Source organism: Paeniclostridium hominis, from assembly GCF_014306135.1.
Lineage (GTDB): Bacteria > Bacillota > Clostridia > Peptostreptococcales > Peptostreptococcaceae > Paraclostridium > Paraclostridium hominis.
Genome location: NZ_JACRWD010000001.1, coordinates 1,052,825 through 1,076,807, shown reverse-complemented (window position 1 = coordinate 1,076,807; position 23,983 = coordinate 1,052,825). Strand labels below are relative to the sequence as shown.

Genomic DNA, 23,983 nt, shown 5'->3' with positions numbered 1-23,983 from the left:
TTAATAAAGTATATTATTTAAAAGGTAATTGAATTAATAATTAAATTAATATACATAATATAATTATAATAATTTCGGGGGTGATTAAATGAAAATATTAAACTTAAATACTCAAACATATTTAGAAAACTTTGAAGAAGATTTTTATAATCAAGATTTTTCTTATTTAATATTATCTGTTCCATATGAACTAAATAGAATTCAAGGAGTTTTAAATATAGATGACATGACATTTACAGATTGTCTTGATTTTGATGAAAATATAAAATTAGATTTATTTGATAATTATGATTTTTTAAGTTTAAACACTTTTGAGCTTAAAGATAACAAAGCAGTAATAAAAGAAATTAATATCTATTTAGCTGATAATTATATATTGGTAGTAGCAGAGAAAGATCATTTTATATATAATTATATGTTAAAATTGATGAAATCAAATTTTGTAATCAATAGTGAGTCAGATGTAGTTTTATTTAAAACAAACTATTTAATATTTAAAGAACTAATAGTAAATGAATTTGAAAATTTAGAAAAATTAGAAGATATTATACTAGATATGGAAGATAAGATGTTAGAAGGAGTAAAAGATAAACACTTTCATCAAATAAGTTATATAAGAGGCTTAACTAGAACTGTAGTAAAAAACATAAGACCGCTTCTTTATATAGGAGATAGGATATTAAAAGAAAATATAAGATACTTAACATATACAGATATAAAAAAACATAATTTAGAAAATTTACAAAGTATAGATTTTGGAATAGATAAACTTTATAATTTTGCTATTTCAACAAGAGAATTAGCTGATAAGCTTTTAGATATATATTCCTCACAAGTAGCTGAGAAAACTAATAGTTTAATAACCAAGTTAACTTTACTTACTGCTATTTCTGCTCCCTTAACTATAATAACAGGTATATATGGTATGAACTTTAAATTTATGCCTGAACTTGGATGGTATTTTGGATATCCGTTAGCATTAGGTGTTATGTTTTTAATTATGGTTATAAGTATACTGATATTCAAACTTAAAAAACTACTTTAAAATTAAGTTTTTTATTTGATATTAAAGTTATTATTATGTATTAGTTATTTTGATATAATATTAATACACTAATACATTGGAGGTAACTATGTTTATAAAAACTAGAGATAATATAAACTTATATGTAAATAAAGTAGGTAATGGATATAGCTGTATATATATACATGGAGGTCCTGGTGCTTGGAGCAAGGATTTTGAAGTTTTTTGCAGTGATTATTTAAGCAATCATTTAAATATGGTTTATTTAGATCAAAGAGGTTGTGGTAGATCAGAAGGAACTATGTATTCTGATTATTCTATAGATACTATAATAGAAGATATAGAAGATATTAGAAAAGAACTTAAAATAGATAAATGTATATTGCTTGCACATTCATTTGGAGGTATTATAGCTACTGAATACGCTTATAAATATAAACAGCATATAAAAGGGATTATACTTATGAATTGCACATTAGATCTGAAAGAATCTCTTAAAAGCCAAATAAATGAAGGTTGTAAACTTTTAGGTATTGATTCTATATATTATTGTGATAATTTAATAGAAGTCTGGAAAAAAATAGCTTTTAATCTTGTTAAAGAAAATAAGTATTATAAATTACAGTATAAAGAATATGAAAACTTCCTTAAAGTAGAAGATATAGATAAGGGAATATTAAATACTAATATGTCTAACCAAGCTTTTAATAATGAAAGTTATTTTTATGATTACAGAAATATTAGCAGTGAAATAGAAGTTCCTACCTTGATTATATGCGGAAATAAAGATTACGCTATTGGAATTAATCATTATAAAACTTTTAATTTTAAAAATAGCATAGTTAAAATTATTAATGGTAAACATAATCCATATATAGAGGATACTTTTGAATTAGTTGATATTATTAAAAATTTTGCTTTATCTTTATAGTAAACAATAATTAATAGCCAAAGTTAAAATTAGACTCAATATAAGCTTTTTTAATGTAAAACAACAATTAGTTTACATAATTTTATTATTTTATACATCTTTTAAAATTCAAAATGAGATTTTAGTGTAAACTCGTTAAAATAAAATATAAAACAATTTATGTATTAAATCGAATAAATATATAATAAATTAAAATCCGACGCCTTAAAATGGAATTTAAGAGGTCGGATTTTTACGGTTTTAACCTAAATTAAATAGTACTTCGGAAATTTTATCGCTAGCTTCTTTATCCATTTCTTTGAGTACGTGAGAGTATATGTTAAGTGTTGTATTTATATTTGAATGACCAACCCTTTCAGAAATTACTCTTATAGGAACTTTAGAATTTATAAGTAAAGTTACATGAGTATGACGCAAATCATGAAATCTTATATGCTTTAAATTATTATCTTTTAAAAATCTATTAAATTTTTTACTAAGTACATCTTGAGCTATAGGGTTTTCGTTTTTATCAAAGAAAAGTAAATTTAATTTGTTCTTTATTTTTCCTTGTAACTTCATTTCTATTTGTTCTTTTTTATAACTTTTCAAGCGATTCATTAGTTCATTTGGTGCTGAAATAGTTCTTGCTGAACTTTCAGTCTTAGGATCTTTTAATATAACTTCACCGTTGTTTCTCACTGTTATTTTTTCTATTGTAACAGTATTATTACTAAAATCGATATTATTCCATGTCAATCCTAATATCTCAGATATTCTAAGACCTAAACCGCTTGCTAAAAAAATAGGTAATTCTAAAGGAGTTCCATCACATTTTTCAAGAAGCTTATGCATATCATCTTGATTATATATATTATTTTTGAATTTTTTCACTCTAGGTATTTCTATATATTCAACTACATTTTCTCGTATAAGTTTTAATCTATATGCTTTTTTTATAGCAAGTTTTAATATATTTATATGTATTTTTAATGTCTGAGGGCTAAGTATACCTACCAAGTCATCGACATAATTTTGTATATGTATAGGTTTTATATCTTCAATTTTATATCTTCCTAGCATAGGAATTATATATTTATTGCATATTCTAAGATAACAATTGTATGTGGTGATGGATATATTTACTTTATATTTTTCTAAAAAATCTTTTAAAAAAACTTCTAGTGTCATCGTATTTGGTAGCAATAAATCATTGTTGTAAATGTTATCTTTTAGTTCTGTTAGCCTTTTAGATGCATCCCTTTTTTTATCGTATGAACCCATATTTTTCTGTATTTTTTTCTTAGTTTCTGGATCCTTATATTCTAAATAAACTATATAGTTTTTACTTCTTTTTCTTATAAATGCAAAACTCATCTCTTTCCTCCAATAAAATACATTATAGTATTTATTGTAACATAAAAATAAAATAAAAAACATTTAAATATCTGACATAAAACTGACATAAATATATTTTATATTGATAAAAACATTGAAATTACTATTTTTTAAAAATTTGACATAAAACTATATATTTTATGTCTTTAAATATATAAAGGTATATCTAAGAAGTTATAATTTTTAAAATTATACTATATTCTTAAGATATACCTTTACGGTTTACTTAACTAAAAAAGAGCAACAATTAGTTTGTTTATAATTTTCAGCTTCATTTCCAGATACAAATATATTGTCACATCTGCACTCTCTATTTTCATTATGAACGCAGTGAGTAACATTACACATTACATGCTCACATTCACTTTCTATATTACTTTTCATACTTTTATGTACACTGATAAATGTTGTACAATAAACTTCTTTTAAATTATCAGGATGAGGACCATCAACTTTTATAGCCCCACTATGGCAATTTTCATTTTTATTATAACAGCATGTAGTTGCACTACAGTTAATCTTTGGCATAATAAATTCACTCCTTATATTTTTATCGTTATTACTAGTATGTGCATAAATCAAATAAAAAATTGATAAAAATAAGTACTATTTTTAAGATATATATTTAGTGTCATGTAATGATGATTAACCATATATTATACTGTGACTAATATATAAAAGGAATGATAGACATTGGAAAAAAATACGAACCATTCATATATCAGTAGCAACCTTAAATTAGCTTTGGCTAAAAAATTTAACATGCATATATCTGAAATAACAAAAGAATTTTTAAGTACATTAACCGAAATAGATTTACCTGGTAACAATATCAAAAATATAGAAGGGATAGAGTTTGCTAAAAATGCAAAATATATAAACCTTACAAGAAATAATATTTATGATGCTTCTTATTTAAGTAACCTTAAAAACTTAACGACGTTAGAACTAAACGAAAATAAAATAGAAGATATAAGCTTCTTAAAAAACCTTAAAAATCTAAAGAGTGTAGGATTAGAAAGTAATAATATAAAAGATATACCTAATCTAAAAAATAATATTAAATTAGATATGATTAACCTAGATAATAATACAATATTAAATTTATCAAATTTAACTAATGATAATTTTAAAAATTCAACTATATTAGCTAGTGATCAAAATATTTTACTAGAACCTATAGAAATTGAATTTGGAAAAACTGTATTATTTTCATCTAAAGTAAAATGGGATGATGATACATTAGTATTTTTAGATAATATTCAAGTGAACGGAGATTACGATAGAGTACATACAGATGAGGTTCCATCTATTTTGTATTCTATATCAGAAGTTTTTATAACAAATATAAAATCAGATTGTGTATTGAAAGCAGACTTTTATCATGAAGATATATCCAACACCCCACGAATATTAAGCGGCACACTTATTCAACCTATTTATTTAACCAAAAATTCAAATGTAATAAATAAAAAGTATGAATTAAATAAAAAATTAGAAACTTCTCAAGTACAAGGTTGTATCAAATTAGAAAATCCTAAAAATTCTAAAAAAATTAATAATTTATATATATTTAACAACAAGATAATAACTCTTATAAATGATAAGGGTGATACTTTATATACTACAACTAACGAAGTAGGAGAATATGTATTTAATGATGTACCTTTAGGTAAATACACATTGTTATTTCCTGTTTTATCTGATTATAATTACACTTCAGCTAGCGTACATTCTTTAAACATAAAAAGTAAAGATAAGTATATAGTAAATGCATCAACTGAGTTTATAAATTGACAGAGTAGTAGTTAATTACTACTCTTTTTTTGACTTGCTTTGAAATATTAACCAAATATTAAATATTTTTGAAAAAATGTTAAGTTTTTTAAGAAAAAAGTTTGATTATATATATTATGTAGGTATATAATATATATAAATTTGTTTTTTTACAAAAATTTTTATATAAACAGAAAGGATGTATTAAGATGAAAGTTAAAGTTGCAGATACTGCTGTAAGTACTTTAAAAGATATTTTAGCTGACAATCAAGATAGACCTACAAACATAAGAGTTTATTTTGCAGGTGTTGGATGAGGCGGTCCATCATTTGGACTTGCTCTGGATGAGCAAAACGGAGACGATTTAACATATGAAGTTGAAGGATTAAACTTCATAATGAGTAAAGAAGATCATACTAAGTATGGAGATATAGTTATAGAAGACACTGGATATGGCTTTAGAGTTGCACCTGAAAATCAAGCTGATGGTGGATGTGGCGGAGGATGCTCTGGCTGCGGACATTAATAACTATTTTAAAGAGTATTGGTTATCCAATACTCTTTAATTTTGAATAAAATAAATATTAGGAGTACATTATGAGAAGACGTAAGAAAAAAGGAGCTGATACTAAATTATTAAGTTATGATAATTTAGTTATAAAAGGTGATACATTGGATTTAAAGGGTAAATGGAATGAAAGATTTAAAAATAATAATCCCATACATGCTGAATTTGGAACTGGTAGAGGTAAATTTATAACTACTTTAGCTAAGCAAAATCCAAATATAAATTATATAGCAATGGAAATAAAAGAAGAAGTATTATTAAAAGCTGTAGAAAAAGCTGTTGATAATAAATTAGATAATATATTATTTATTTGGGGAGATGTAAATAAAATTCTAGATTATTTTGATAATAGCGAACTATGTAGAGTTTATGTTAATTTCTGTGATCCATGGCCAAAGAAAAGATGGTACAAAAGAAGATTAACTTATAGAGGATTTTTAGAAAATTATAAAACTATATTAAATGAATCTGGAGAAATACATTTTAAAACAGATAATGAAAAACTGTTTGAATTCAGTCTAAACGAATTTTCAGAAGCTGATTTAAAACTTAAAAATATAACACTTGATTTAGCAAATAGTGATTATGAAGGAAATGTCACAACTGAATATGAAGATAAGTTTATGTCTTATGGTATGAAGATATATAGAGTAGAAGGTATAAAAAGATAAAATGGAGTTAAAAAACTCCATTTTTTCTTTTTATACAATAAAGTCCAAATAAAACTATTAATATGTACACTAAATATAATATTATTCTGATACTTTGTATGTTAATCCCAAATATATAATTTACAAATGTAGTGTCTGGTAATAAAACTAAAATAGCCGATATAGAAATAAGCAGAGGATTTATAACTATTTGTTTATCACTTCTTAAAACCATAATTTTCCCAACCCATATAAAAGATAAAATGGTAAATAATATTTTAAGTATAGTTTCAACAGTGTTCAACATAATCATACTCCCTTGTTAATTAATTGATAAGTTGTTTTAACAGTAATTACAACCTATCAAAAGTATACACAAAAGAATTAACTTTAACAAGTTAAATTTATAATATATATTAAAGTAAATTTTAATAATTTGTATTATATATTAAATAAATATATATACTATTAATAAAATACTTTAATAAAGGAGGTTAACATGTGTATAAACTTATATAAAAATAAAATATCATCATCTAATCAAATGATTGATAAAGAATATGATCTATTAAGAAAAATCTACACATCTATAGAAAACAATAATCTAGAAAATACAAAAGTATTTACACAAGAGCTAATAGATCAACAATCAGAAAAAAACAATGAAAATATATCATATCTAGAAGAAGCTCTAAATAATTTAAAATATCTTTAATATACCTCGTAATAAGTGCATATTATCTTATATGATAATATTTTATTACGGGGGAACTAATATGGATAGAGCATTTTTAAATTGGTACACTCAATCACTCGGAGGAATTCTAGGATTAATTGCATGTATATGGGCTTATTTAAATGGGGATATGGCTGTATATGGTCATATATTTAAAAATTTAGATGAAATTGGTATAGGTGGATTTATAGCTAGTTATATATTAATACCTTTGTGTATAATAATAACACTATTAGGAGCTATTGAATCTTATTCTAAAAATACTACTTTATCATATTTAAATAAAATTTTGATAATAGCAACTAGTGTAGTAGGTCTTTTAGGTTCTAAAATATATTTTATAATTCCATCTATATTTATTTTATTTAAAAATTATAGTCATATTATATTTGCTGATGAAAGCTTAGACACAGAAAAAGCTAATTCAGACACATTAAAAGATTTTAAAATCAGAAAAATTTCTTATGATTCTACTAAATTGTATAATATACCAAAAAGTAGAAGACCTAATAAAAAACTTGAAAAAACTAAAGGTGAAATGGCTGTAGAACTGCTTCTTAAAGGTGCAGATAAAAATTTTATATGTGAAATAACAAGTTTAACTCTAGAAGAATTGAATTCTATAGAGAAAAAAATAAACTAAGTTAAGTGTTACTTTTTATAAAAGTAGCACTTTTTTGTTTTATAAATTTAAAATTATGATATAATATTAGTACCTGATGTTAATACAAGGAGGTAATTATGAATTTAAAAGAAATAAAAGAAATATTATTGACTATAGATAAAACGAATTTGACATATGTAAACCTAAAAGAGAAGGATTTTGCTTTAGAAGTATCTAAATCACAAAATACTAAAGATGAAATACTGTTAACCGATTCTATCACTAATAAATCAGATTTTGTAGAGACTATTAACTCAATTGCAGTTAGTGATGATATACACTTAATTAAAACGCCTATTATGGGAACTTATTATGAATCACCAAGTCCCGAATCTAGTTCTTTTGTTAGAGTAGGGGATAAAGTTAACAAAGGAGATACACTTTGTATAATAGAAGCTATGAAGCTTATGAATGAAATTCATAGTGATGTAGATGGAGAAATAGTTGAAGTATTACTTAAAAATGAAGATTTAGTTGAATACAATCAACCATTATTTAAAATAAAAACAATTTAGTTTAGGAGGCAGTTATATGATTAAAAGATTATTAATTGCAAATAGAGGAGATATAGCTGTTAGAATAATACGTACATGCAAAGAATTAAATATAGAAACAGTTGCTATATACTCTGAAATAGACAAAGAAAGCTTACATAGATACTTAGCAGATGAATCAATATGTATAGGACCTAATAATATAAGTAAAAGTTATAACAATATAGATAATATAGTATATTTAGCAAAAAAGATGAATTGTGATGCAATACATCCAGGTTTTGGGTTTTTATCAGAAAATGTTAACTTTGCTAAAGCTTGCATAGAAAACGATATAACGTTTATAGGCCCAACACCTAATCAAATAGAACTTATGGGTAATAAGTCAAAAGCACGTGAGACTATGATGAATTTAAATGTACCTGTTGTACCTGGTTCAAAATCTGTTTTAAAAAGCAAAGAAGAAGCAAAGAAATTAGCTAATTCAATTGGATATCCAGTTATGATTAAAGCCTCTAGTGGTGGAGGCGGAAAAGGAATGAGAATCATATATAATGAAAGCGAATTTAGTTCATTATTTGATATAGCAAAATCTGAAGCTTTATGTTCTTTTGGAGATGATTCCTTGTATATGGAAAAGTATATAGAAAATCCAAGACATATAGAAGTTCAAGTATTTGGAGATAGTTTTAATAATGTTATACATCTTGGTGATAGGGATTGTTCTATGCAAAGAAGAAATCAAAAGCTTATAGAAGAATCATTAAGTACTTATTTAGATGATACTCAAAGACAAAAACTTTATGATGTATCATTAGCATTAACAAAAGGTATAAATTATATAGGAGCTGGAACTATAGAGTTTATAGTTGATAAAAATAAGAACTTTTACTTTATAGAGATGAATACAAGAATACAAGTAGAACATCCAGTTACAGAAATGATTACTGGAATAGATCTTATAAAGCTACAAATACTTATTGCAAGTAAAAAAAGAATACCTTATAAACAAGAAGATATAAACTTTAGAGGTCATGTTATAGAGTGTAGAATAAATGCAGAAGACTCTAATGACGACTTTAAGCCGTGTCCTGGTAAAATAGAGTCTATACACGTTCCAGGTGGATTTGGAGTAAGGTTTGATACATTTATATATCCGGGATATTCAATACCTCCTATATATGATTCTATGCTAGGCAAATTAATTTGTATAGCTGATACTAGAGATGATTGTATAAGTAGAATGAGTAGAGCTTTAGATGAGCTAATTATAGAAGGAATTACTACAAATATAGATTTTCAAAGAGATCTTATTAACTCAAGTGAATTTATAGACAATTCCCATCATACAAAGTTTATTGAAACTAACTTTATTAAAAGTTTAAATGCTTAGTTAAGGAGATTTTAATATGATTAAGAAATTCTTAAATAAAAAAGAAAAAAATTATGCAGTTGTTAATCTAAATAAAAACTTTAAAGAAAACAGTGTAGATGATAAGTTTTGGATTTATTGTGATTCTTGTAATACCCAAATATTTAGAAAAGATCTTGAAGATAACTTAAATATATGTCCAAAGTGCAATAAACATTATGATTTTGAAGCTAGAAATAGAATAAATTTGCTAATCGATTATAATACTTTTGAAGAATTTGATTATAATTTAGAATTTAAAAATATACTAGACTTTCCTGATTATGAGAAAAAGTTATTAAAATACAAAAAATCTACAAATGAAAAAGAAGCTGTAATAACAGGTATAGGTCTTATAAATAATATAAAGGTTGTTTTATGTGTTATGAATCCAAATTTTATGATGGGCAGTATGGGTGCTATAGTAGGTGAGAAGCTAACTTTAGCTATAGAGTATGCTATAGTTAACAAACTTCCTATTATAATTTCTTGTGCATCTGGAGGAGCTAGAATGCAAGAAGGAATTATATCCCTTATGCAAATGGCTAAAACATCTCAAGCTCTATCTAAGATATCAAATTCAGGTCTTTTATATATTTCTATACTTACTAACCCAACAACTGGAGGAGTTACAGCAAGTTTTGCAATGCTTGGAGATATAATTTTAGCAGAACCAAATGCTTTAGTTGCTTTTGCAGGGCCAAGAGTAATAAAGCAAACTATTAAACAAGACTTACCTAAAGGATTTCAAACTTCTGAGTTTTTATTAAAACATGGATTTGTAGATATGATAGTAAATAGAAATGAAATGAAAGAAAGCTTATATAACATACTTAACTTACATGGTTATACTTGTGAAAAAAATTTTTGTGAAGAAGGTGACTTAATTGTATATACAGAACATTAGTTCGGATAACGGAATAAATAAACTAAAAGATAGTATAAATCAGTTAAAAGAAATATCTATTCAAAATAACTTTGATTTAAGTAAAGAAATAAAAAAGTTAGAAAATAAGCTTATATGCATTGAAAAAACTAAATTTGAAGAATTATCACCTTGGGATAAAGTTTCTATAAGTAGAGATATCAAAAGACCAAGTGCCAAAAATTACATAAAGAACATATGTTCTTTGTTTGTAGAACTTCACGGAGATAGGTTATACAAAGATGATCCTTCTATAATTGGAGGGATTGGGAAGATAGGAGATTTCAACGTCACACTAATCGGGCATCAAAAAGGTAAGGATCTAAATGAACAAGTAAAAAGAAACTTTGGTATGCCTCACCCTGAGGGCTATAGAAAAGCTTTAAGGTTAATGGAACAAGCTGAAAAGTTTAATAGACCTATAATAACACTCATAGATACTCCAGGTGCATTTTGCGGCATAGAAGCTGAAGAACGTGGTCAAGGTGAAGCTATTGCTAAAAATTTACGTGAAATGAGCTCTATTACTGTACCTATAATATCTATCGTCATTGGAGAAGGGGGAAGTGGTGGAGCACTAGGGATAGGAGTAGCAAATGAGATAGTCATGCTTGAGAACTCCATTTATTCTGTAATTTCTCCAGAGGGTCTTTCAAGCATACTTTTCAAAGACTCTTCTAAATCAAAAGAGGCGAGTAATCTTATGAAGCTTACAAGTCTAGATTTAAAAGAATTGGGTGTTGTAGATTATATAATAAAAGAGCCTTTAAATACGGCTTATAGTGATATAGAAGCTGTATCAAGCGATATGAAAAAATATATTGTAAGCAGGCTTGATTTTTATAAAGATTTTAGCAAAGATGATATAGTAAATCACAGATATAATAAATTTAGAAATATAGGAGTCTATTAGATTATAACTTAATAGATTTTTCCATATTAAAATAGAGGGTTTTTTAGTTTTGTTATAGAATTTGTAGTTAAATAGCACAACATATAAAGATATAATAGGGGGATGTTGAAATGGAAGTATTAAAAGTTTCATCAAAATCTAATCCAAATTCTGTGGCAGGAGCTTTAGCTGGGGTAATAAGAGAAAAAGGTAGTGCAGAAATTCAAGCAATAGGTGCAGGTGCTTTAAATCAAGCTATAAAATCAATAGCTGTTGCAAGAGGTTTTGTTGCACCAAGTGGCATAGACTTAGTATGTATTCCATCATTTACTGATGTATATATAGACGGAGAAGAAAGAACGGCAATTAAGCTTTTAGTTGATTGTAAATAAGTATTAAGAGACTATTTAAAAGTAGTCTCTTTTTTGTTTTTGAATAAGATAAGTATAATGGGAAAACATAAGTTAAGAAATGTAAGGAGGTGTTTTTATGCAACTTAGAAGAGCAGTTGAAATATGCAATAATAATGATAATGACAACGTCACATTGTATTATTACAATAAACCAGTAAAATTAGTTAGCGTAGACAATAATATTGGAACAGCTTATGTAAAAGCTTTAAATGATGATTCACAATTTGAAGTAAACTTAGAATCATTACATGAAAATGAAAAAAAATAAATTATAATCAAAAAGTCATTTAAAAGCTTATTTTAGCTTAAAATGGCTTTTTGATTTTTAATTTATTTAGATTTAGATATATGAAATTATAATTATATATTTTATATAATTATTGTTAGGAAGTAATTTTATTATATAGATAAAAAAGATATAAATTATATATTAATATATAATTTTAAATACATTTAAATAGAGAGTAGTCCTTATTTTAAAACATAACTATTCTTTAAATGTATATTTAGGGAATAGTTAGTATTGTATAAAACATATATGCTTAAATTTATATATATTTTTAGTATTTTTACTAAAATATATAATTATATATATTTCTTCTCTTTTTGTTTTTTATTTTATTAATTTTTATATTTTATAACCAAAATTATTTACGAATCAAACTTATATTTAAAGTTATATTTTATATAAAACATATATTCTATAAATTTTATTAATACATGTTAGATACTTAATTTAACTATAATATTTGTTTTATTTAATATTTATATTTTTCAGATAACTTAGCTTCTTTAACGCTTTTAAAATCTTCACTTTTTATCTTAATTGTAAATTTAAGGAATAGTTGAATTCAAAAAAACTCTATGCTATATTTAAAATATTAATAAAATTACTTATTGGAGGTATTTACCAAGATATGTCACAACATAAGGTTATAAAAATACATAATAAATCAGATAAACCAGACAATATAGTTTTAAGAGATAATAAGGTTATAGAAAAATGTATACAAGTTGAGCATAACCTTCCTAAGTTTATGAAAGATTACTGCATCTATTTAAAAGGATCTGTATCAGTTACTACTAGACTTGCTTATTTAGAAGATATACAGTTCTTTTGTAATTATTTATTAGAAACTAAGGAAGTTACGATAGCTGATGAAATAAAAGACATTACACTTGATGAATTTAATAAAATTAAAGCAAGAGATGTTAATTTATTCTTAGGAGATTATTGTACACGTTATTACAAACAAACTGATAAAAGTACTCTTATTTATGAGAATAACAATCGTGCTTTAGCTCGTAAAAAGTCATCCTTGTCTACTCTATTTAAGTTTCTTTATAGAAATTCACAACTTGAAAATAACATAACTGATGGATTTAATCCTATTAAGCTTCCTAAGCCTCAACCAGATGCAATTAAGCGTCTTGAAATAGATGAAGTTGCTAAGATGTTAGAAGCTGTTGAAACTGGATATGGACTTACTGATAAAGAAAAAGTTTATTGGAAAAAGACTAAGCTTCGAGATAAAGCTATACTAGCATTATTTGTTACTTATGGTCTTAGATTAAATGAGCTTCGTGAACTTAATATTTCTTCATTTAACTTTTCTAGAGGTGAATTCAAGATTTACAGAAAACGAGGTAAAGAAGTTTTAATGCCTATAAACAAAACTTGTGAATTGGTTATTAAAGACTATATATTAAATGAAAGACCTAAAAGTGAAATACTTAATGAAGATGTTGAAGATGCTTTATTCTTATCCCTTCAAAATAAAAGAATGGATCCTAAGTCAATAAGACAGTTAGTTAAAAAATATACATCAATTTCTATGGAGACATCTAGAGATAATGGATATAGTCCTCATAAGTTAAGAGCCACAGCTGCTACGTCTTTAATTCAAAATGGTTTTTCTATATATGACGTTCAAAACCTATTAGATCATGATAATGTCACAACAACTCAGTTATATGCAGCACATAAGAAAAATGTTAAACGAGATATAGTAAATAATTTTGAGTGGATAGATGAATCAGACGATAATAATGAGTAATTTAAACTCTAAGAACAAATGTTTGTATAAAAGTACTTGATATGATAATATATATAGTATAAGAATAAATTAAATTAATATTAGAAATGAGATGATAACATGTATCTAGATTTAACTAATAAACAAATAATGATACTTGAGTTTATAAAAGACCAATTAACTCAAAAGGGATATCCACCTTCAGTAAGAGAAATATGTGCTGCGGTAGATTTAAGATCAACATCTACTGTACATTCCCACTTAAATAAACTTGAAAAATTAGGTTACATAAGAAGAGATGCTACAAAACCTAGAGCAATTGAAGTATTAGATTCAAATAAAGGTGAAGGTATTAATGGACTTAATCAGGAAGTACTACACTTACCTGTTATAGGTCAAATAACAGCAGGTGAGCCAATTTTTGCTGAACAAAATATAGAAGAATACATACCCCTTCCTGCAAATCTTGTTATAGGTAAAGAAAATTTCATATTAAAAGTTAAAGGTGAAAGTATGATAAACTCTGGAATATTAGATGGTGATTACGTTATAGTAGATAAAGCTAGCACTGCTTCTAATTCACAAATAGTAGTTGCTTTAGTTGGTCAAGATAGTGCTACTGTTAAGCGTTTTTTCAGAGAAGAAAATCATATAAGATTACAACCAGAAAATGACTTTATGGAACCTATAATACTGGATCCATCAGAAGTTAATATAATAGGTCATGTAAAAGGAGTTTTTAGAGTAATAAAATAAAGAGATATGTGTAGGTTCACATATCTCTTTATTTTTTATACTAACTTAATTACATATTATACCACTTTTTTCATCTATATATGGATTTATATAATAAAATGACGTATTAAATAAGTTAACATTTTTATATAAATATACTATAATATTAACATATAGAATTTATAGATTTTTCAGTTAATTTGCAGGAGGGAGATTATGAGAAGAAATTCTGAAAAGATAGCTATATTTATACTTATCCCTATGCTCTTGTTTACTTTATTCATGACTCTTAGCAATATGTAATATATAGATAAATGAGCTATATATTTTATATAGCTCATTTATTTTTTATTAATACTTATATTAAGTTTTTATATTGTTTTAAAAAATCTTTTATAGCTTGTGTAATTATTTCTTGTTTAGAATACTTAGAGTTACTACATAATCTTTCAAACTCTTCCCATGTAGATTTTTCTACTTGTACCCTAGTCGCCTTTAAATTGTTCATATTACATTTTTCTATAGTAATATCTTTTTTAGTTTTAGGGTTTAGAGATTTTATATCTTTTACACTTAAATACCAGTCATAAACCTCACATAGCTTATCTAAGTCTTCTGCACTAACATTTACTCTAGCAGGTTTAGATTTATAAACCTTATTAGTTTTTGTATAAATTTTTTTTGCTTCTTTTTTAGTATCTATAGATTTATCTTTATTTGTATTTTTTTTATCAACTTTTTTGCCAGAATCTATAGTGAGTTCCAATTGTTTAATATTATTAGAACTATTGTCTTCTTCTTTTTTAACATATTTTCCTTTAACTGACTTATAACCATGTTTATTTAAAAAACGTCTTAAAGGTCTAACTTCACAGTTCAATTCAATAGCAATCTCATCTATTGTCATTCCTTTATCTTGTAACTTTAGAAACTTATCTAATTTTTGTTTTTCTGTCACTTTTCATCCCTCCAAACTAATCAATATAAATTATACCATGTATTTGGTATTAAATACAAAAAAACTCCAAACATACATTCGGAGTTTAATTAACATTAACTTCATATTTTATTTCTACTCTTCTAGATTTATTTCTATCTATACTTCCATTTTTACTTTCTATTAGTTCAGCTTTAGATCTACCTACAGCTATTATATCATTGGTTAGCTTATCTTTATATCTATAATCCCCTATTTCTTCTCCAACAATATAATTAACTACACTAAAAGCTCTTCTTTGTGATAAATCAAGATTATATATATATGTACCTACATCATCTGTATGACCTTCTACAACTATCTTAGATATGTAGTCTCCATAGTCCTTATATATAGTTTCAACATACTTTGGAACAAATATTTTTAATATTTCTTTAGCTTCTGGTTTTAACTCATAGCTATCTGTATCAAATAAAGCTGTTTCTCCAAATGTTACTTCTCCACTTTCCTTATCAATCTCTACCGGAATTCCATTTTCTTTTAAGGTTGTTTTTACTGACTCATTAATACTATTGGCAATACCTTGTTCTACCCCACCAACCATACTTTCAGAACTAATTAAAAGCATTATAACAACCATTAAAACAGTTGCTAATAAATCTGTAAAAGTAGGCCAAAAATTGCTATGTTCTTCTTCTTTATTTACAGTTCTTTTATATTTATTTATCATATCTTAATTCCTCAACTTGATCTAATTCCTCTTCATCTAACTCATCTAAATCAAAAGTTTGGTTGGGATTTTCTAATTCATTTGATTGATCTGCTTCATTTGTATTATCATATTGATAAGTTTTGTTAGCTTCTAATGATTTTGAAATATCTAAAGCTTCTTTGTATAGGTCTATATACTTAAATACAAGTTCTAATTGACTTGTTATTGACTTAGCTTGTTCATCAATAGTCTTAGTTAGAATTTTTATATCATCTTTTAAATTAGTATTAACTTCGTTCATATTCTTCTGTTTTAAAAGTAAATTATTTTCATGAGATATTAATTTCATCATAAGATCTTGTATATTTCTTTCATATAAAGCAAAACCTGCATTAACATCTCTTATATATTCTTTTATAGTAATTTGACTTTGATTTACAGATTTAATATAATTAGATGATTCTTTTATATTTAAAATAATTTCATTGTAAATTTCACTTTGAGACTCATATGTATCAAATAGCTTAACAAATTTTAAATTAAGTATACTAAATTGCTTATCTAATTTTCTTACACTTTGATCAAAATTCTTTATAGAATCATGAGATCCATTTAACATTATTCCTAGCTTTTCTATAGAAGATATAAAATCATCATTAAAATCATGTAAATCTTTAGATATTTTATCAAACCTTTCTATGGCACTTATAGCTTTACTTATATCTTTTATACAAACTTTTATTTCATTAAGCTTAGATTCTAGTACTTCTCCTTTATCATTACTAGATTTAACTGTCATTATATTTTCTAACTTAAGCATTAATTGAAGTAATACATTTTCACAGTTTTTAAATTTTATATATGAATTAATAAGTATAGAGCATATTATACCCACTATACTAGTAGCAAAGGCTATTTGCATACTTCCTATAGCTAATGTCATTGAATTAACTATATCACTTTTATCAATACTTGCAAGAGTTATAGTAAGACCTACAAATGTACCTAAAACCCCTAATAAAATACAAAGTGATGGTGAATGCTTAATTGCTTTTATCTCGTCTATTATTATTTTCTTATCTTTTGAAAAATCAGATATTACCTCTTCAACAAATGTATTCATATTTATTTGTGAGTAAGGATACGATGCTTTATAATTTTCATATTTACTATTAGCTATTTTTAATATGCTACTTTCCTCTTGATTTAAGTTCAGTTCTTTTAGCTTCTCATTTATAAAGCTATAAATATTATTATTTTTAATTATATTTAGTACTGAATATAATAATGTTATACCTATAAAGATTAATGTTATAGGATTTGTAAATATAGATGCAAATAAATTAATTATTATATTGACCATATTAACCTCCTTAATTGTATTTTAATAATATATATGTACAAATTTATAAAAATAGACAAAAATTAAGGAGATGACTTAAATATAAATTAAGCACATCTCCTAAGATAAATACTATTTTTATACTCATTCTACTTCTGATGAATTTATGGGTTTTATCTACATTAATTAAGATAACTTAGAAGCTAAAATTTAATGTAGTGAGTATTTTTAATAGTTAAATATTTAATCTTAATAAATATTATGTATTTTTTATTTAATATGTTACTTATTTATAGTATAAAAAAATTATTTCAGTAAATAATACTATTAGTTAGATTTGAAGTTGGAAAGGCTCCAATGCTCTACTTAGGATTTAAGTAATGATGAGAGATGCAGGATAAAGCTGCCCTGCCAAATCTAATTTAGATAGAAGAGTACCTATTTGGGTGCTCTTCATTTATTTAAAATTGTATAAACTAGACATTGACATAAATTTCTATATTATGTAAAATGTTAAAGGAATTGAATAAACTTTACTTGCTCTTGTTGAGGGAGTAGCTAGCACAAAATGTGTGATTAGATCAACATAATGACTATCTAAAGTCTGGTCTAATCTTAAATAGCGAGACTCATACACGATTTATTTCGTGTATAAGTCTCGTTTTTTTTGTGCATATTAAAAAAAGTTAAGGAGGAATAAATTTATGAGTTTAGTATCAATTTTATTAACTTCATTTGCTCTATCTATGGATGCATTTGCAGTATCGGTAACAAAAGGTATAACAATAAAAAATATAACTAAAAAAACTGCATTTAAGATTGCATTTTTCTTTGGATTATTTCAAGGTGGGATGCCTTTAATCGGATGGTCACTTGGTATAAAATTTGAAGGATACATAAAGGCTTTTGATCACTGGATAGCACTAATTCTACTTTCATTTTTAGGAATCAAGATGATTTATGAATCTATAAAAGATAGTAAAGAACACAATAGCAATGATAATTTGGAAATTGCAATGGACGTAGACAAATCTATTAATCATGATATTAATATGAAAGATTTAATTGCTTTATCTATAGCTACTAGTATAGATGCACTTGCTGTTGGAGTTAGTTTTGCATTTTTAAGCATTAATATAACACCAGTTGTTATCACAATAGCTGTTATAACATTTATAATGTGTTTTATAGGTGTTTTAATAGGAAATAAAATAGGTTATAAGCTAAAAGATTATGCAGGAATTGTAGGTGGCGTGATACTCATAATTATAGGATTTAACATTTTTAATGAACATACTGGATTTTTATTTGATTTATTTAAGTAAAAATCTGTATAAATGCATAAAAAAGGCTATAAGAACATATGTTCTTATAACCTTTTTTATGCATTATTTTGTTAATCCAAATTTATAATTAGTAGTTTGTATATATTTTTCACCTTTTTTTAGAATAGAATTTTTTAAAAAAGTTTGGTTATATCCTATTGGAGGATTTTGAGTTTCAAAACAAATTCCATACCTTGTATTATTTTTAGTATTATTATATAAAAGTTCTCCATTAGTAAAATTCATACTATATATAACTACATAATTTTGATTTGTTGTTATTTTCATATACCTTCCTGAATCAATATCTTTCATACATATAATATCTTGTGTTTTATTGTCTTTTAATACAAAAGGATGATCATAGCCATTTGCTAACTTTATTTGGTTATGATTAGAATCTATCCTATCCCCTATTTTAGTTATTTTTCTAAAATCAAAAGGGGTATTAGATACATCAAGTTGTTTACCTGTTGGAACTCCTGTTTCATCTATTTCTAATATATAATCACTGTCAATTTTTAAAATTTGATTTGTTATAGGATTTTTTAAGTTTCCACTTAAATTAAAGTATGTATGATTAGTCATGTTAACTAAAGTATCTTCATCACTAGTAGCTTCGTAAACTATACTTAAATTATTATTGTTATCTAGTGTATAAGTAACCACCATATCTAAATTACCTGGATATCCTTCTTCCATATGATAACTTTTAGATTTAAGTTGTAAAGAAATTTTATCCTTATATTTTACAACATTTAAATCCCATACTTTTTTATCAAACCCTATATTTCCTCCATGTCCTTGATTATTTTCATAGTTTTTAGATAGTATATACGTATTTTTGTTTAATTTAAATTCACCTTTATATATTCTACCTGCTGTTCTTCCTATTATAGCTCCAAAATAAGATGGATTTTTTATATAATCCTTAATATCTTTAAATCCCACTACTATGTTTTCAAATTTTTTATTTTTATCAGGAGTTAATATTCTAGTTATTATTCCTCCGTAATTAAGAACAGATATACTTATTTCGTTATCATTTTTAATTGTATATAAATATATATCTGATTCTTTGTATTTTAATACAAACTCTTTATAAACCTCTATAGTTATCCCCCCCTAAATAAATTATTTAGTTATATTATCAACATTAAATTCTAAAAATCCATCTACAATCATGTTATGTAATTTTTCTTCATATAGATTACTTAAATTTTCATCTATATATAATATATACTTTGGAACATACTCATCTTCCTCTTCTAATTTATTATCTATAACTTCAAAAGGAGTAAGTAGTATTTGATCAAAATTTAAAATTAGTTCTGGTAACTTATCAAATACTTCTTTACTGTTATCATAGTCTTCATCTGCTAATTTTTCATAAGTCTCATAACTCTTTTTATAATATAAGCTTGCTAACATATACTGGCATTTTTTATTTCCAAGCTTAGCACCTTCTTTAAAATATTTCTCAGCCTCTAAATCTTCATTTAACTTTAAACTTAATTGTCCTAAGTTAAATATTGATTCTATACATTCTTTTAATCTTGGCTTTTCATACCAGTACTTAGCACTTACATAATCTTTATAATAAATACTATATATTATACCTAACATATGCTGTGAATAGATATTATCTTCATTTGCAGGAACTTCAAACATCTTTTTAGCAAGTTCATAATCTTCATTTTCAAAAGCAATTTTTCCTAAATGTATTCTAGCATTTATATGTTCATTATTAACTGCTTTTTCATAGAAATTACTAGCTTCTTCATAGTTTTCTAAATTTTCATATATAACACCTAACCTATACAATGATTCTACGTCATTATTGTCAGATGCTTTTTTATAAAATTTTATAGCATTATCATAATCTTTTAAATCCTCGTATATATTCGCTAATTTAATTTGTACCGATAAAAAATCATCTATTTTTAAATAATATTTTATAGCTTTGTCTAGTTCATTAGTTTGAGCATATAAATCTCCCATATTTTCTATGGCTTCAATTATGCCACCTTCTATAGCTTTTTCATATAATTTTATAGCTTCTTCATAATTCTTCTCTTCAAATAAAATTCCAGCTAAGTTATTTGTAGCCTGAATTATATTATTTTCTGATGCTTCTTTATAGTATTTCTTAGCTTCTTCTAAATTACTATCTTTATTGTATATATTTGCTAATTTATAACCTGCTAACTTATTATTTTTTTCATAAGCATTTTTATAATATTTTATAGCATCTTCATAATGCTCTTGTTCATCATATATATAAGCCAATCTGTAATTGCAATCTATATTTCCTTTTTCTGCACCTTTTTTATAATAAATTTTAGCTTCATCTAAATCATTATCCTCTTCTAGTAATAGCCCTAAATTAAAACATGCTTTTTCATATCCTATTTTATATAGTTGCTTGTAGTAAGATATAGCTTCCTTATAATCATCATGTTCTTGATAAATTAAAGCTAGATTATATTTTGCATAAGTATTTCCTAATATAGCTCCTCTTTTATAACTATCAAAAGCTTTATCACAATCATTTAGAGTCTCATATAATATCCCTAAATTATAAAATGCATCTGATAGTTTACCTTCACTAGCTTCCTTTAACCATTTTAAAGATCTATTATAATCTCCTAGTTTATAGTGCACTACACCTAAATTGTTTTGTGCTTTTAAATGCCCTAATATAGCTACTTTTTCATACCAGTATATAGAATATTCATAAGCATTTAGCTTATAATACATATTACCTAAGTCATAAGCAGCTTCTTCTATCCCGTTTTTAAAAGCTGTCTTAAACCATTTTTCAGATTCTTCAAGATTACCTTCATCTTTATATATTTTAGCTAAATTATATTGAGCTTTATTATAATCACTTACAGAAGCTTGAGTTAGTAACTCGATAGCTTCATTTAGTTTTCCTAATTTAATATAGAAATTTGCCTTAGTATATAAAACCTTAGGGTCTGTTGGTATATTTTTAATTTTTTTTATTGAAAATTTAATATTATTCATAAGCTACTCCATACCTACCTTTAAAATTTATACTTATACAATATTTTACCATAATACCTATATATTATATTAGTTAAAGTTTGTATATAGGTATTTTTTATTGATATTTTGGTATAATCTTATATAGTATTAGTAGGAGGATTATTATGAATTTAGATTTATTATTTAAGATATTAGTTGCTATAGTAGCTATTGGAATAATTATAAAATGTATTAGATTTATTGGAGGAATGTTGTTTAGAATTGCTTTGATAGGACTTTGCATATTATTTTTATATAATTTATTAATACATATTTAAATATAAAAATTACCATCGTAAAAAAATTTACGATGGTAATTTATTTATAATTGAAAACTTATATGTGTTAAAAGTGATTATTTTATACTATTTAAATCTATGTAAGCTTCTATTTGTGGTATATATAACATATTATCTTTTATATGGGTATTTCCAAATTCCTTTAACTCTAATCCTTTATCATCTTTAGTTATCTTATACTTTACAACCAGATTTTCTTCATTTACATCACCAAAGAAATATGTACCTTCATATTGTTTAAATCTAAAATTGAAATTATCTCTAGTTAGCTTTATTTTTAAATTTTTCATAACTTATTCCTTTCGATAATAATTTAATGTTTACACTATATTATAAGAAAAAATAAATTTATTCAAGGGTATAAATGAATTTAAATTTTTAAATCTTAGTTCTAACTTATAGTTATTTTTATTGAATCATTACCTTTAGTTTGTATATGAGCTATATCACCAGTTAAATTAAAATCTAGTGCATGAGTTACAACCTTAGCCAAATTTTCAGTGTCAATTAAATCACTTTTTAAATTTAACCAATTAAATCCATTAATTTTAATCATTCTTTTTACAAACTCAACGGGAAACTTAAGATAAATTTTATCTCCACTATTTGATAAAATTCTTATTCTAAAAAGCATATTTTCTTCTAAATTATTAAATCTATTAACCACCTAATCCCCTCCTCTTCTTACTTTTATTAATATGACTTAACTATTTAATAATATAACTTTTATTTAGTGTATTATTTTTAAAAGCCTAGTTATAAAGGAACTAGCTTTAGTTAGTTCCTTTTATTTTATATAAATAAAACTTTTATTAAATTTTATTTTATGTTAAAATCTTTCTAGTATATAATTGAAATATTGCTACTATATTTATAGTATGCGTGAAGGGAAGATTGATTAAATTGTTTAATTATATTAAGTTTGCTATTTTCCAATTTATTGGGTTTATATTATCATTATTTAAGTTAAATAAGTTTTTAAAATCTCCTGATAAATATACAATGGAAAATAAATTTAGCTTTTTAAAAAATCAAGCTAAAAATTCTTTAAAACTAGTAAATATTAATGTTAATATACTTGGCAAGGATAAAATACCTAAAGAACCGGTGTTATTTGTTGTTAATCATTCTAGTATGTTAGATAGCTATATATTAATTTCTAGTGTTGATAGACCTATTGGATGTATAATAGCCGATGAACCAATTTGGAAAAAGATGCCTATAGTTAATAAATGGGCTTCTGTAATAAAATGTATATATATTAATAGGCATAATAATAGAGAGGCTTTAAATAGCATTTTAGAAGCTTCTAATAATATTATAAATGGTCACAGTATGGCTGTATTTCCAGAGGGAGATTTAACATGGATAAAAGATTCAAAATCTTTGGTTTCTGAGTTTAAAAGTGGAGCCTTAAAGATTGCATATAAGGCAAAATGTCCTATAGTTCCATTAGTTATAAAAAATTCTAGAGAAACTTATAGCGGATATGAACCTATAGGCAAAATTAAATCTATAAATGTTGAAATAGAATTTTTAGAACCTGTATATCTACATATAAATAATCCTAAAATGAAAACTATGGATTTAGCAAAATTAATAAGAGAAGATATGATAAATACTATTTTAGAATTTGATAATAAATATAATAAAAGTGCTACATCAATATAGATGTAACACTTTT

28 protein-coding genes are annotated in these 23,983 nt (G+C 24.8%); 18 read left to right on the top strand and 10 right to left on the bottom strand.

Annotated features, from left to right (window positions below; all coding sequences use genetic code 11):
• Nucleotides 1-88 precede the first annotated feature (88 nt).
• Both H8891_RS05065 and H8891_RS05060 read left to right on the top strand, forming a co-directional pair.
• Complete coding sequence (locus H8891_RS05065; protein ID WP_187005464.1) at nt 89-1,045, top strand: magnesium transporter CorA family protein; 957 nt, start codon at nt 89-91, stop codon at nt 1,043-1,045.
• 88 nt (nt 1,046-1,133) lie between these two features.
• Nucleotides 1,134-1,955 (top strand): alpha/beta fold hydrolase, encoded by an 822-nt coding sequence (locus tag H8891_RS05060; RefSeq protein WP_187005463.1) that lies wholly within the window; start codon nt 1,134-1,136, stop codon nt 1,953-1,955.
• Between the two features lie 240 nt (nt 1,956-2,195).
• On the opposite strand, the gene H8891_RS05055 is transcribed toward H8891_RS05060, so the two are convergent.
• On the bottom strand, nt 2,196-3,311 hold the full coding sequence (locus H8891_RS05055) for a tyrosine-type recombinase/integrase (protein ID WP_187005462.1): 1,116 nt from the start codon (nt 3,309-3,311) through the stop codon (nt 2,196-2,198).
• Nucleotides 3,312-3,554: 243 nt separating this feature from the next.
• Nucleotides 3,555-3,860 carry a DUF1540 domain-containing protein gene (locus H8891_RS05050; RefSeq protein ID WP_187005461.1) on the bottom strand — a complete coding sequence of 102 codons (306 nt, stop codon included), beginning with the start codon at nt 3,858-3,860 and terminating at the stop codon, nt 3,555-3,557.
• 165 nt (nt 3,861-4,025) lie between these two features.
• On the opposite strand from H8891_RS05050, the gene H8891_RS05045 reads away from it, so the two are divergent.
• The 3 genes from H8891_RS05045 to trmB all read left to right on the top strand — a co-directional run bounded on the left by H8891_RS05045 (nt 4,026) and on the right by trmB (nt 6,348).
• Nucleotides 4,026-5,129 (top strand): hypothetical protein, encoded by a 1,104-nt coding sequence (locus H8891_RS05045; RefSeq protein WP_187005460.1) that lies wholly within the window; start codon nt 4,026-4,028, stop codon nt 5,127-5,129.
• Between the two features lie 377 nt (nt 5,130-5,506).
• Nucleotides 5,507-5,635 (top strand): hypothetical protein, encoded by a 129-nt coding sequence (locus H8891_RS15465; protein ID WP_270648037.1) that lies wholly within the window; start codon nt 5,507-5,509, stop codon nt 5,633-5,635.
• Nucleotides 5,636-5,706: 71 nt separating this feature from the next.
• On the top strand, nt 5,707-6,348 hold the full coding sequence (gene trmB / locus H8891_RS05035; protein ID WP_187005459.1) for a tRNA (guanosine(46)-N7)-methyltransferase TrmB: 642 nt from the start codon (nt 5,707-5,709) through the stop codon (nt 6,346-6,348).
• 7 nt (nt 6,349-6,355) lie between these two features.
• Here the strand turns inward: trmB and H8891_RS05030 are convergent, their stop codons facing one another.
• On the bottom strand, nt 6,356-6,634 hold the full coding sequence (locus H8891_RS05030; protein ID WP_147544298.1) for a hypothetical protein: 279 nt from the start codon (nt 6,632-6,634) through the stop codon (nt 6,356-6,358).
• A gap of 192 nt (nt 6,635-6,826) precedes the next feature.
• Here H8891_RS05030 and H8891_RS05025 point away from each other — a divergent pair, with 192 nt between their 5' ends.
• From H8891_RS05025 to lexA, 10 genes are all read left to right on the top strand, one after another.
• Nucleotides 6,827-7,042, top strand: a complete 216-nt coding sequence (locus H8891_RS05025; RefSeq protein WP_187005458.1) for a hypothetical protein — start codon at nt 6,827-6,829, stop codon at nt 7,040-7,042.
• A 61-nt stretch (nt 7,043-7,103) separates the two neighbouring features.
• Nucleotides 7,104-7,706: a hypothetical protein gene (locus tag H8891_RS05020; protein ID WP_187005457.1), complete on the top strand. Its 603-nt coding sequence runs from the start codon at nt 7,104-7,106 to the stop codon at nt 7,704-7,706.
• Between the two features lie 98 nt (nt 7,707-7,804).
• Nucleotides 7,805-8,242: an acetyl-CoA carboxylase biotin carboxyl carrier protein gene (gene accB, locus H8891_RS05015; protein ID WP_187005456.1), complete on the top strand. Its 438-nt coding sequence runs from the start codon at nt 7,805-7,807 to the stop codon at nt 8,240-8,242.
• 16 nt (nt 8,243-8,258) lie between these two features.
• On the top strand, nt 8,259-9,614 hold the full coding sequence (gene accC, locus H8891_RS05010; protein ID WP_187005455.1) for an acetyl-CoA carboxylase biotin carboxylase subunit: 1,356 nt from the start codon (nt 8,259-8,261) through the stop codon (nt 9,612-9,614).
• A gap of 16 nt (nt 9,615-9,630) precedes the next feature.
• Nucleotides 9,631-10,539, top strand: coding sequence for an acetyl-CoA carboxylase, carboxyltransferase subunit beta (accD, locus tag H8891_RS05005; RefSeq protein WP_187005454.1), 909 nt, complete (start codon nt 9,631-9,633; stop codon nt 10,537-10,539).
• Nucleotides 10,520-11,470: an acetyl-CoA carboxylase carboxyltransferase subunit alpha gene (locus H8891_RS05000; protein ID WP_207723552.1), complete on the top strand. Its 951-nt coding sequence runs from the start codon at nt 10,520-10,522 to the stop codon at nt 11,468-11,470. The genes accD and H8891_RS05000 overlap by 20 nt, the downstream gene beginning before the upstream one ends.
• A 110-nt stretch (nt 11,471-11,580) precedes the next feature.
• Nucleotides 11,581-11,841 carry a stage V sporulation protein S gene (locus H8891_RS04995; RefSeq protein WP_187005453.1) on the top strand — a complete coding sequence of 87 codons (261 nt, stop codon included), beginning with the start codon at nt 11,581-11,583 and terminating at the stop codon, nt 11,839-11,841.
• 97 nt (nt 11,842-11,938) lie between these two features.
• A complete protein-coding gene (locus H8891_RS04990; RefSeq protein ID WP_147544315.1) occupies nt 11,939-12,130 on the top strand; it encodes a small, acid-soluble spore protein, H family in 192 nt (63 codons plus the stop codon).
• A 649-nt stretch (nt 12,131-12,779) separates the two neighbouring features.
• Complete coding sequence (locus tag H8891_RS04985) at nt 12,780-13,919, top strand: tyrosine-type recombinase/integrase (protein WP_187005452.1); 1,140 nt, start codon at nt 12,780-12,782, stop codon at nt 13,917-13,919.
• A gap of 99 nt (nt 13,920-14,018) precedes the next feature.
• A complete protein-coding gene (lexA, locus tag H8891_RS04980; RefSeq protein ID WP_147544319.1) occupies nt 14,019-14,654 on the top strand; it encodes a transcriptional repressor LexA in 636 nt (211 codons plus the stop codon).
• 337 nt (nt 14,655-14,991) lie between these two features.
• On the opposite strand, the gene H8891_RS04975 is transcribed toward lexA, so the two are convergent.
• The 3 genes from H8891_RS04975 to H8891_RS04965 form a co-directional block, all read right to left on the bottom strand.
• Nucleotides 14,992-15,591 (bottom strand): DNA-binding protein, encoded by a 600-nt coding sequence (locus H8891_RS04975; RefSeq protein ID WP_187005451.1) that lies wholly within the window; start codon nt 15,589-15,591, stop codon nt 14,992-14,994.
• Between the two features lie 85 nt (nt 15,592-15,676).
• The gene (locus H8891_RS04970) at nt 15,677-16,300 is read right to left on the bottom strand and encodes an OmpA family protein (RefSeq protein WP_187005450.1); all 624 of its coding nucleotides are present in this window, start codon (nt 16,298-16,300) and stop codon (nt 15,677-15,679) included.
• Entirely contained in the window at nt 16,290-17,645 is a 1,356-nt protein-coding gene (locus tag H8891_RS04965; RefSeq protein WP_187005449.1) for a MotA/TolQ/ExbB proton channel family protein, read from the bottom strand. Before H8891_RS04965 ends, H8891_RS04970 begins: the two co-directional genes overlap by 11 nt.
• A gap of 683 nt (nt 17,646-18,328) precedes the next feature.
• Between H8891_RS04965 and H8891_RS04960 the strand changes: the two genes are divergently transcribed.
• Nucleotides 18,329-18,949 (top strand): manganese efflux pump MntP, encoded by a 621-nt coding sequence (locus H8891_RS04960; RefSeq protein WP_187005448.1) that lies wholly within the window; start codon nt 18,329-18,331, stop codon nt 18,947-18,949.
• A gap of 63 nt (nt 18,950-19,012) precedes the next feature.
• On the opposite strand, the gene H8891_RS04955 is transcribed toward H8891_RS04960, so the two are convergent.
• Both H8891_RS04955 and H8891_RS04950 read right to left on the bottom strand, forming a co-directional pair.
• A complete protein-coding gene (locus tag H8891_RS04955) occupies nt 19,013-20,002 on the bottom strand; it encodes an aldose epimerase family protein (protein WP_330606213.1) in 990 nt (329 codons plus the stop codon).
• A gap of 81 nt (nt 20,003-20,083) precedes the next feature.
• The gene (locus H8891_RS04950) at nt 20,084-21,979 is read right to left on the bottom strand and encodes a tetratricopeptide repeat protein (protein WP_187005447.1); all 1,896 of its coding nucleotides are present in this window, start codon (nt 21,977-21,979) and stop codon (nt 20,084-20,086) included.
• Between the two features lie 146 nt (nt 21,980-22,125).
• On the opposite strand from H8891_RS04950, the gene H8891_RS04945 reads away from it, so the two are divergent.
• On the top strand, nt 22,126-22,278 hold the full coding sequence (locus H8891_RS04945; RefSeq protein WP_187005446.1) for a hypothetical protein: 153 nt from the start codon (nt 22,126-22,128) through the stop codon (nt 22,276-22,278).
• Nucleotides 22,279-22,355: 77 nt separating this feature from the next.
• Here H8891_RS04945 and H8891_RS04940 read toward each other — a convergent pair whose 3' ends face one another.
• Nucleotides 22,356-22,589: a hypothetical protein gene (locus tag H8891_RS04940; RefSeq protein ID WP_147544438.1), complete on the bottom strand. Its 234-nt coding sequence runs from the start codon at nt 22,587-22,589 to the stop codon at nt 22,356-22,358.
• Between the two features lie 101 nt (nt 22,590-22,690).
• Nucleotides 22,691-22,966: a hypothetical protein gene (locus H8891_RS04935; RefSeq protein ID WP_147544440.1), complete on the bottom strand. Its 276-nt coding sequence runs from the start codon at nt 22,964-22,966 to the stop codon at nt 22,691-22,693.
• A gap of 236 nt (nt 22,967-23,202) precedes the next feature.
• Between H8891_RS04935 and H8891_RS04930 the strand changes: the two genes are divergently transcribed.
• Nucleotides 23,203-23,970 (top strand): lysophospholipid acyltransferase family protein, encoded by a 768-nt coding sequence (locus H8891_RS04930; RefSeq protein WP_187005445.1) that lies wholly within the window; start codon nt 23,203-23,205, stop codon nt 23,968-23,970.
• Nucleotides 23,971-23,983: the final 13 nt, after the last annotated feature.

Coding starts and splice junctions, on each gene's coding strand:
- H8891_RS04940 (WP_147544438.1), bottom strand. CDS start 22,589: ATGAAAAATTTAAAAATAAAGCTAACTAGAGATAATTTCAATTTTAGA.
- accC (WP_187005455.1), top strand. CDS start 8,259: ATGATTAAAAGATTATTAATTGCAAATAGAGGAGATATAGCTGTTAGA.
- H8891_RS05065 (WP_187005464.1), top strand. CDS start 89: ATGAAAATATTAAACTTAAATACTCAAACATATTTAGAAAACTTTGAA.
- H8891_RS05030 (WP_147544298.1), bottom strand. CDS start 6,634: ATGTTGAACACTGTTGAAACTATACTTAAAATATTATTTACCATTTTA.
- H8891_RS04985 (WP_187005452.1), top strand. CDS start 12,780: ATGTCACAACATAAGGTTATAAAAATACATAATAAATCAGATAAACCA.
- H8891_RS05050 (WP_187005461.1), bottom strand. CDS start 3,860: ATGCCAAAGATTAACTGTAGTGCAACTACATGCTGTTATAATAAAAAT.
- accD (WP_187005454.1), top strand. CDS start 9,631: ATGATTAAGAAATTCTTAAATAAAAAAGAAAAAAATTATGCAGTTGTT.
- H8891_RS05020 (WP_187005457.1), top strand. CDS start 7,104: ATGGATAGAGCATTTTTAAATTGGTACACTCAATCACTCGGAGGAATT.
- H8891_RS15465 (WP_270648037.1), top strand. CDS start 5,507: ATGAGTAAAGAAGATCATACTAAGTATGGAGATATAGTTATAGAAGAC.
- accB (WP_187005456.1), top strand. CDS start 7,805: ATGAATTTAAAAGAAATAAAAGAAATATTATTGACTATAGATAAAACG.
- H8891_RS04995 (WP_187005453.1), top strand. CDS start 11,581: ATGGAAGTATTAAAAGTTTCATCAAAATCTAATCCAAATTCTGTGGCA.
- H8891_RS04965 (WP_187005449.1), bottom strand. CDS start 17,645: ATGGTCAATATAATAATTAATTTATTTGCATCTATATTTACAAATCCT.
- H8891_RS05025 (WP_187005458.1), top strand. CDS start 6,827: ATGTGTATAAACTTATATAAAAATAAAATATCATCATCTAATCAAATG.
- lexA (WP_147544319.1), top strand. CDS start 14,019: ATGTATCTAGATTTAACTAATAAACAAATAATGATACTTGAGTTTATA.
- H8891_RS04990 (WP_147544315.1), top strand. CDS start 11,939: ATGCAACTTAGAAGAGCAGTTGAAATATGCAATAATAATGATAATGAC.
- H8891_RS04950 (WP_187005447.1), bottom strand. CDS start 21,979: ATGAATAATATTAAATTTTCAATAAAAAAAATTAAAAATATACCAACA.
- H8891_RS05055 (WP_187005462.1), bottom strand. CDS start 3,311: ATGAGTTTTGCATTTATAAGAAAAAGAAGTAAAAACTATATAGTTTAT.
- H8891_RS04945 (WP_187005446.1), top strand. CDS start 22,126: ATGAATTTAGATTTATTATTTAAGATATTAGTTGCTATAGTAGCTATT.
- trmB (WP_187005459.1), top strand. CDS start 5,707: ATGAGAAGACGTAAGAAAAAAGGAGCTGATACTAAATTATTAAGTTAT.
- H8891_RS04970 (WP_187005450.1), bottom strand. CDS start 16,300: ATGATAAATAAATATAAAAGAACTGTAAATAAAGAAGAAGAACATAGC.
- H8891_RS05060 (WP_187005463.1), top strand. CDS start 1,134: ATGTTTATAAAAACTAGAGATAATATAAACTTATATGTAAATAAAGTA.
- H8891_RS04960 (WP_187005448.1), top strand. CDS start 18,329: ATGAGTTTAGTATCAATTTTATTAACTTCATTTGCTCTATCTATGGAT.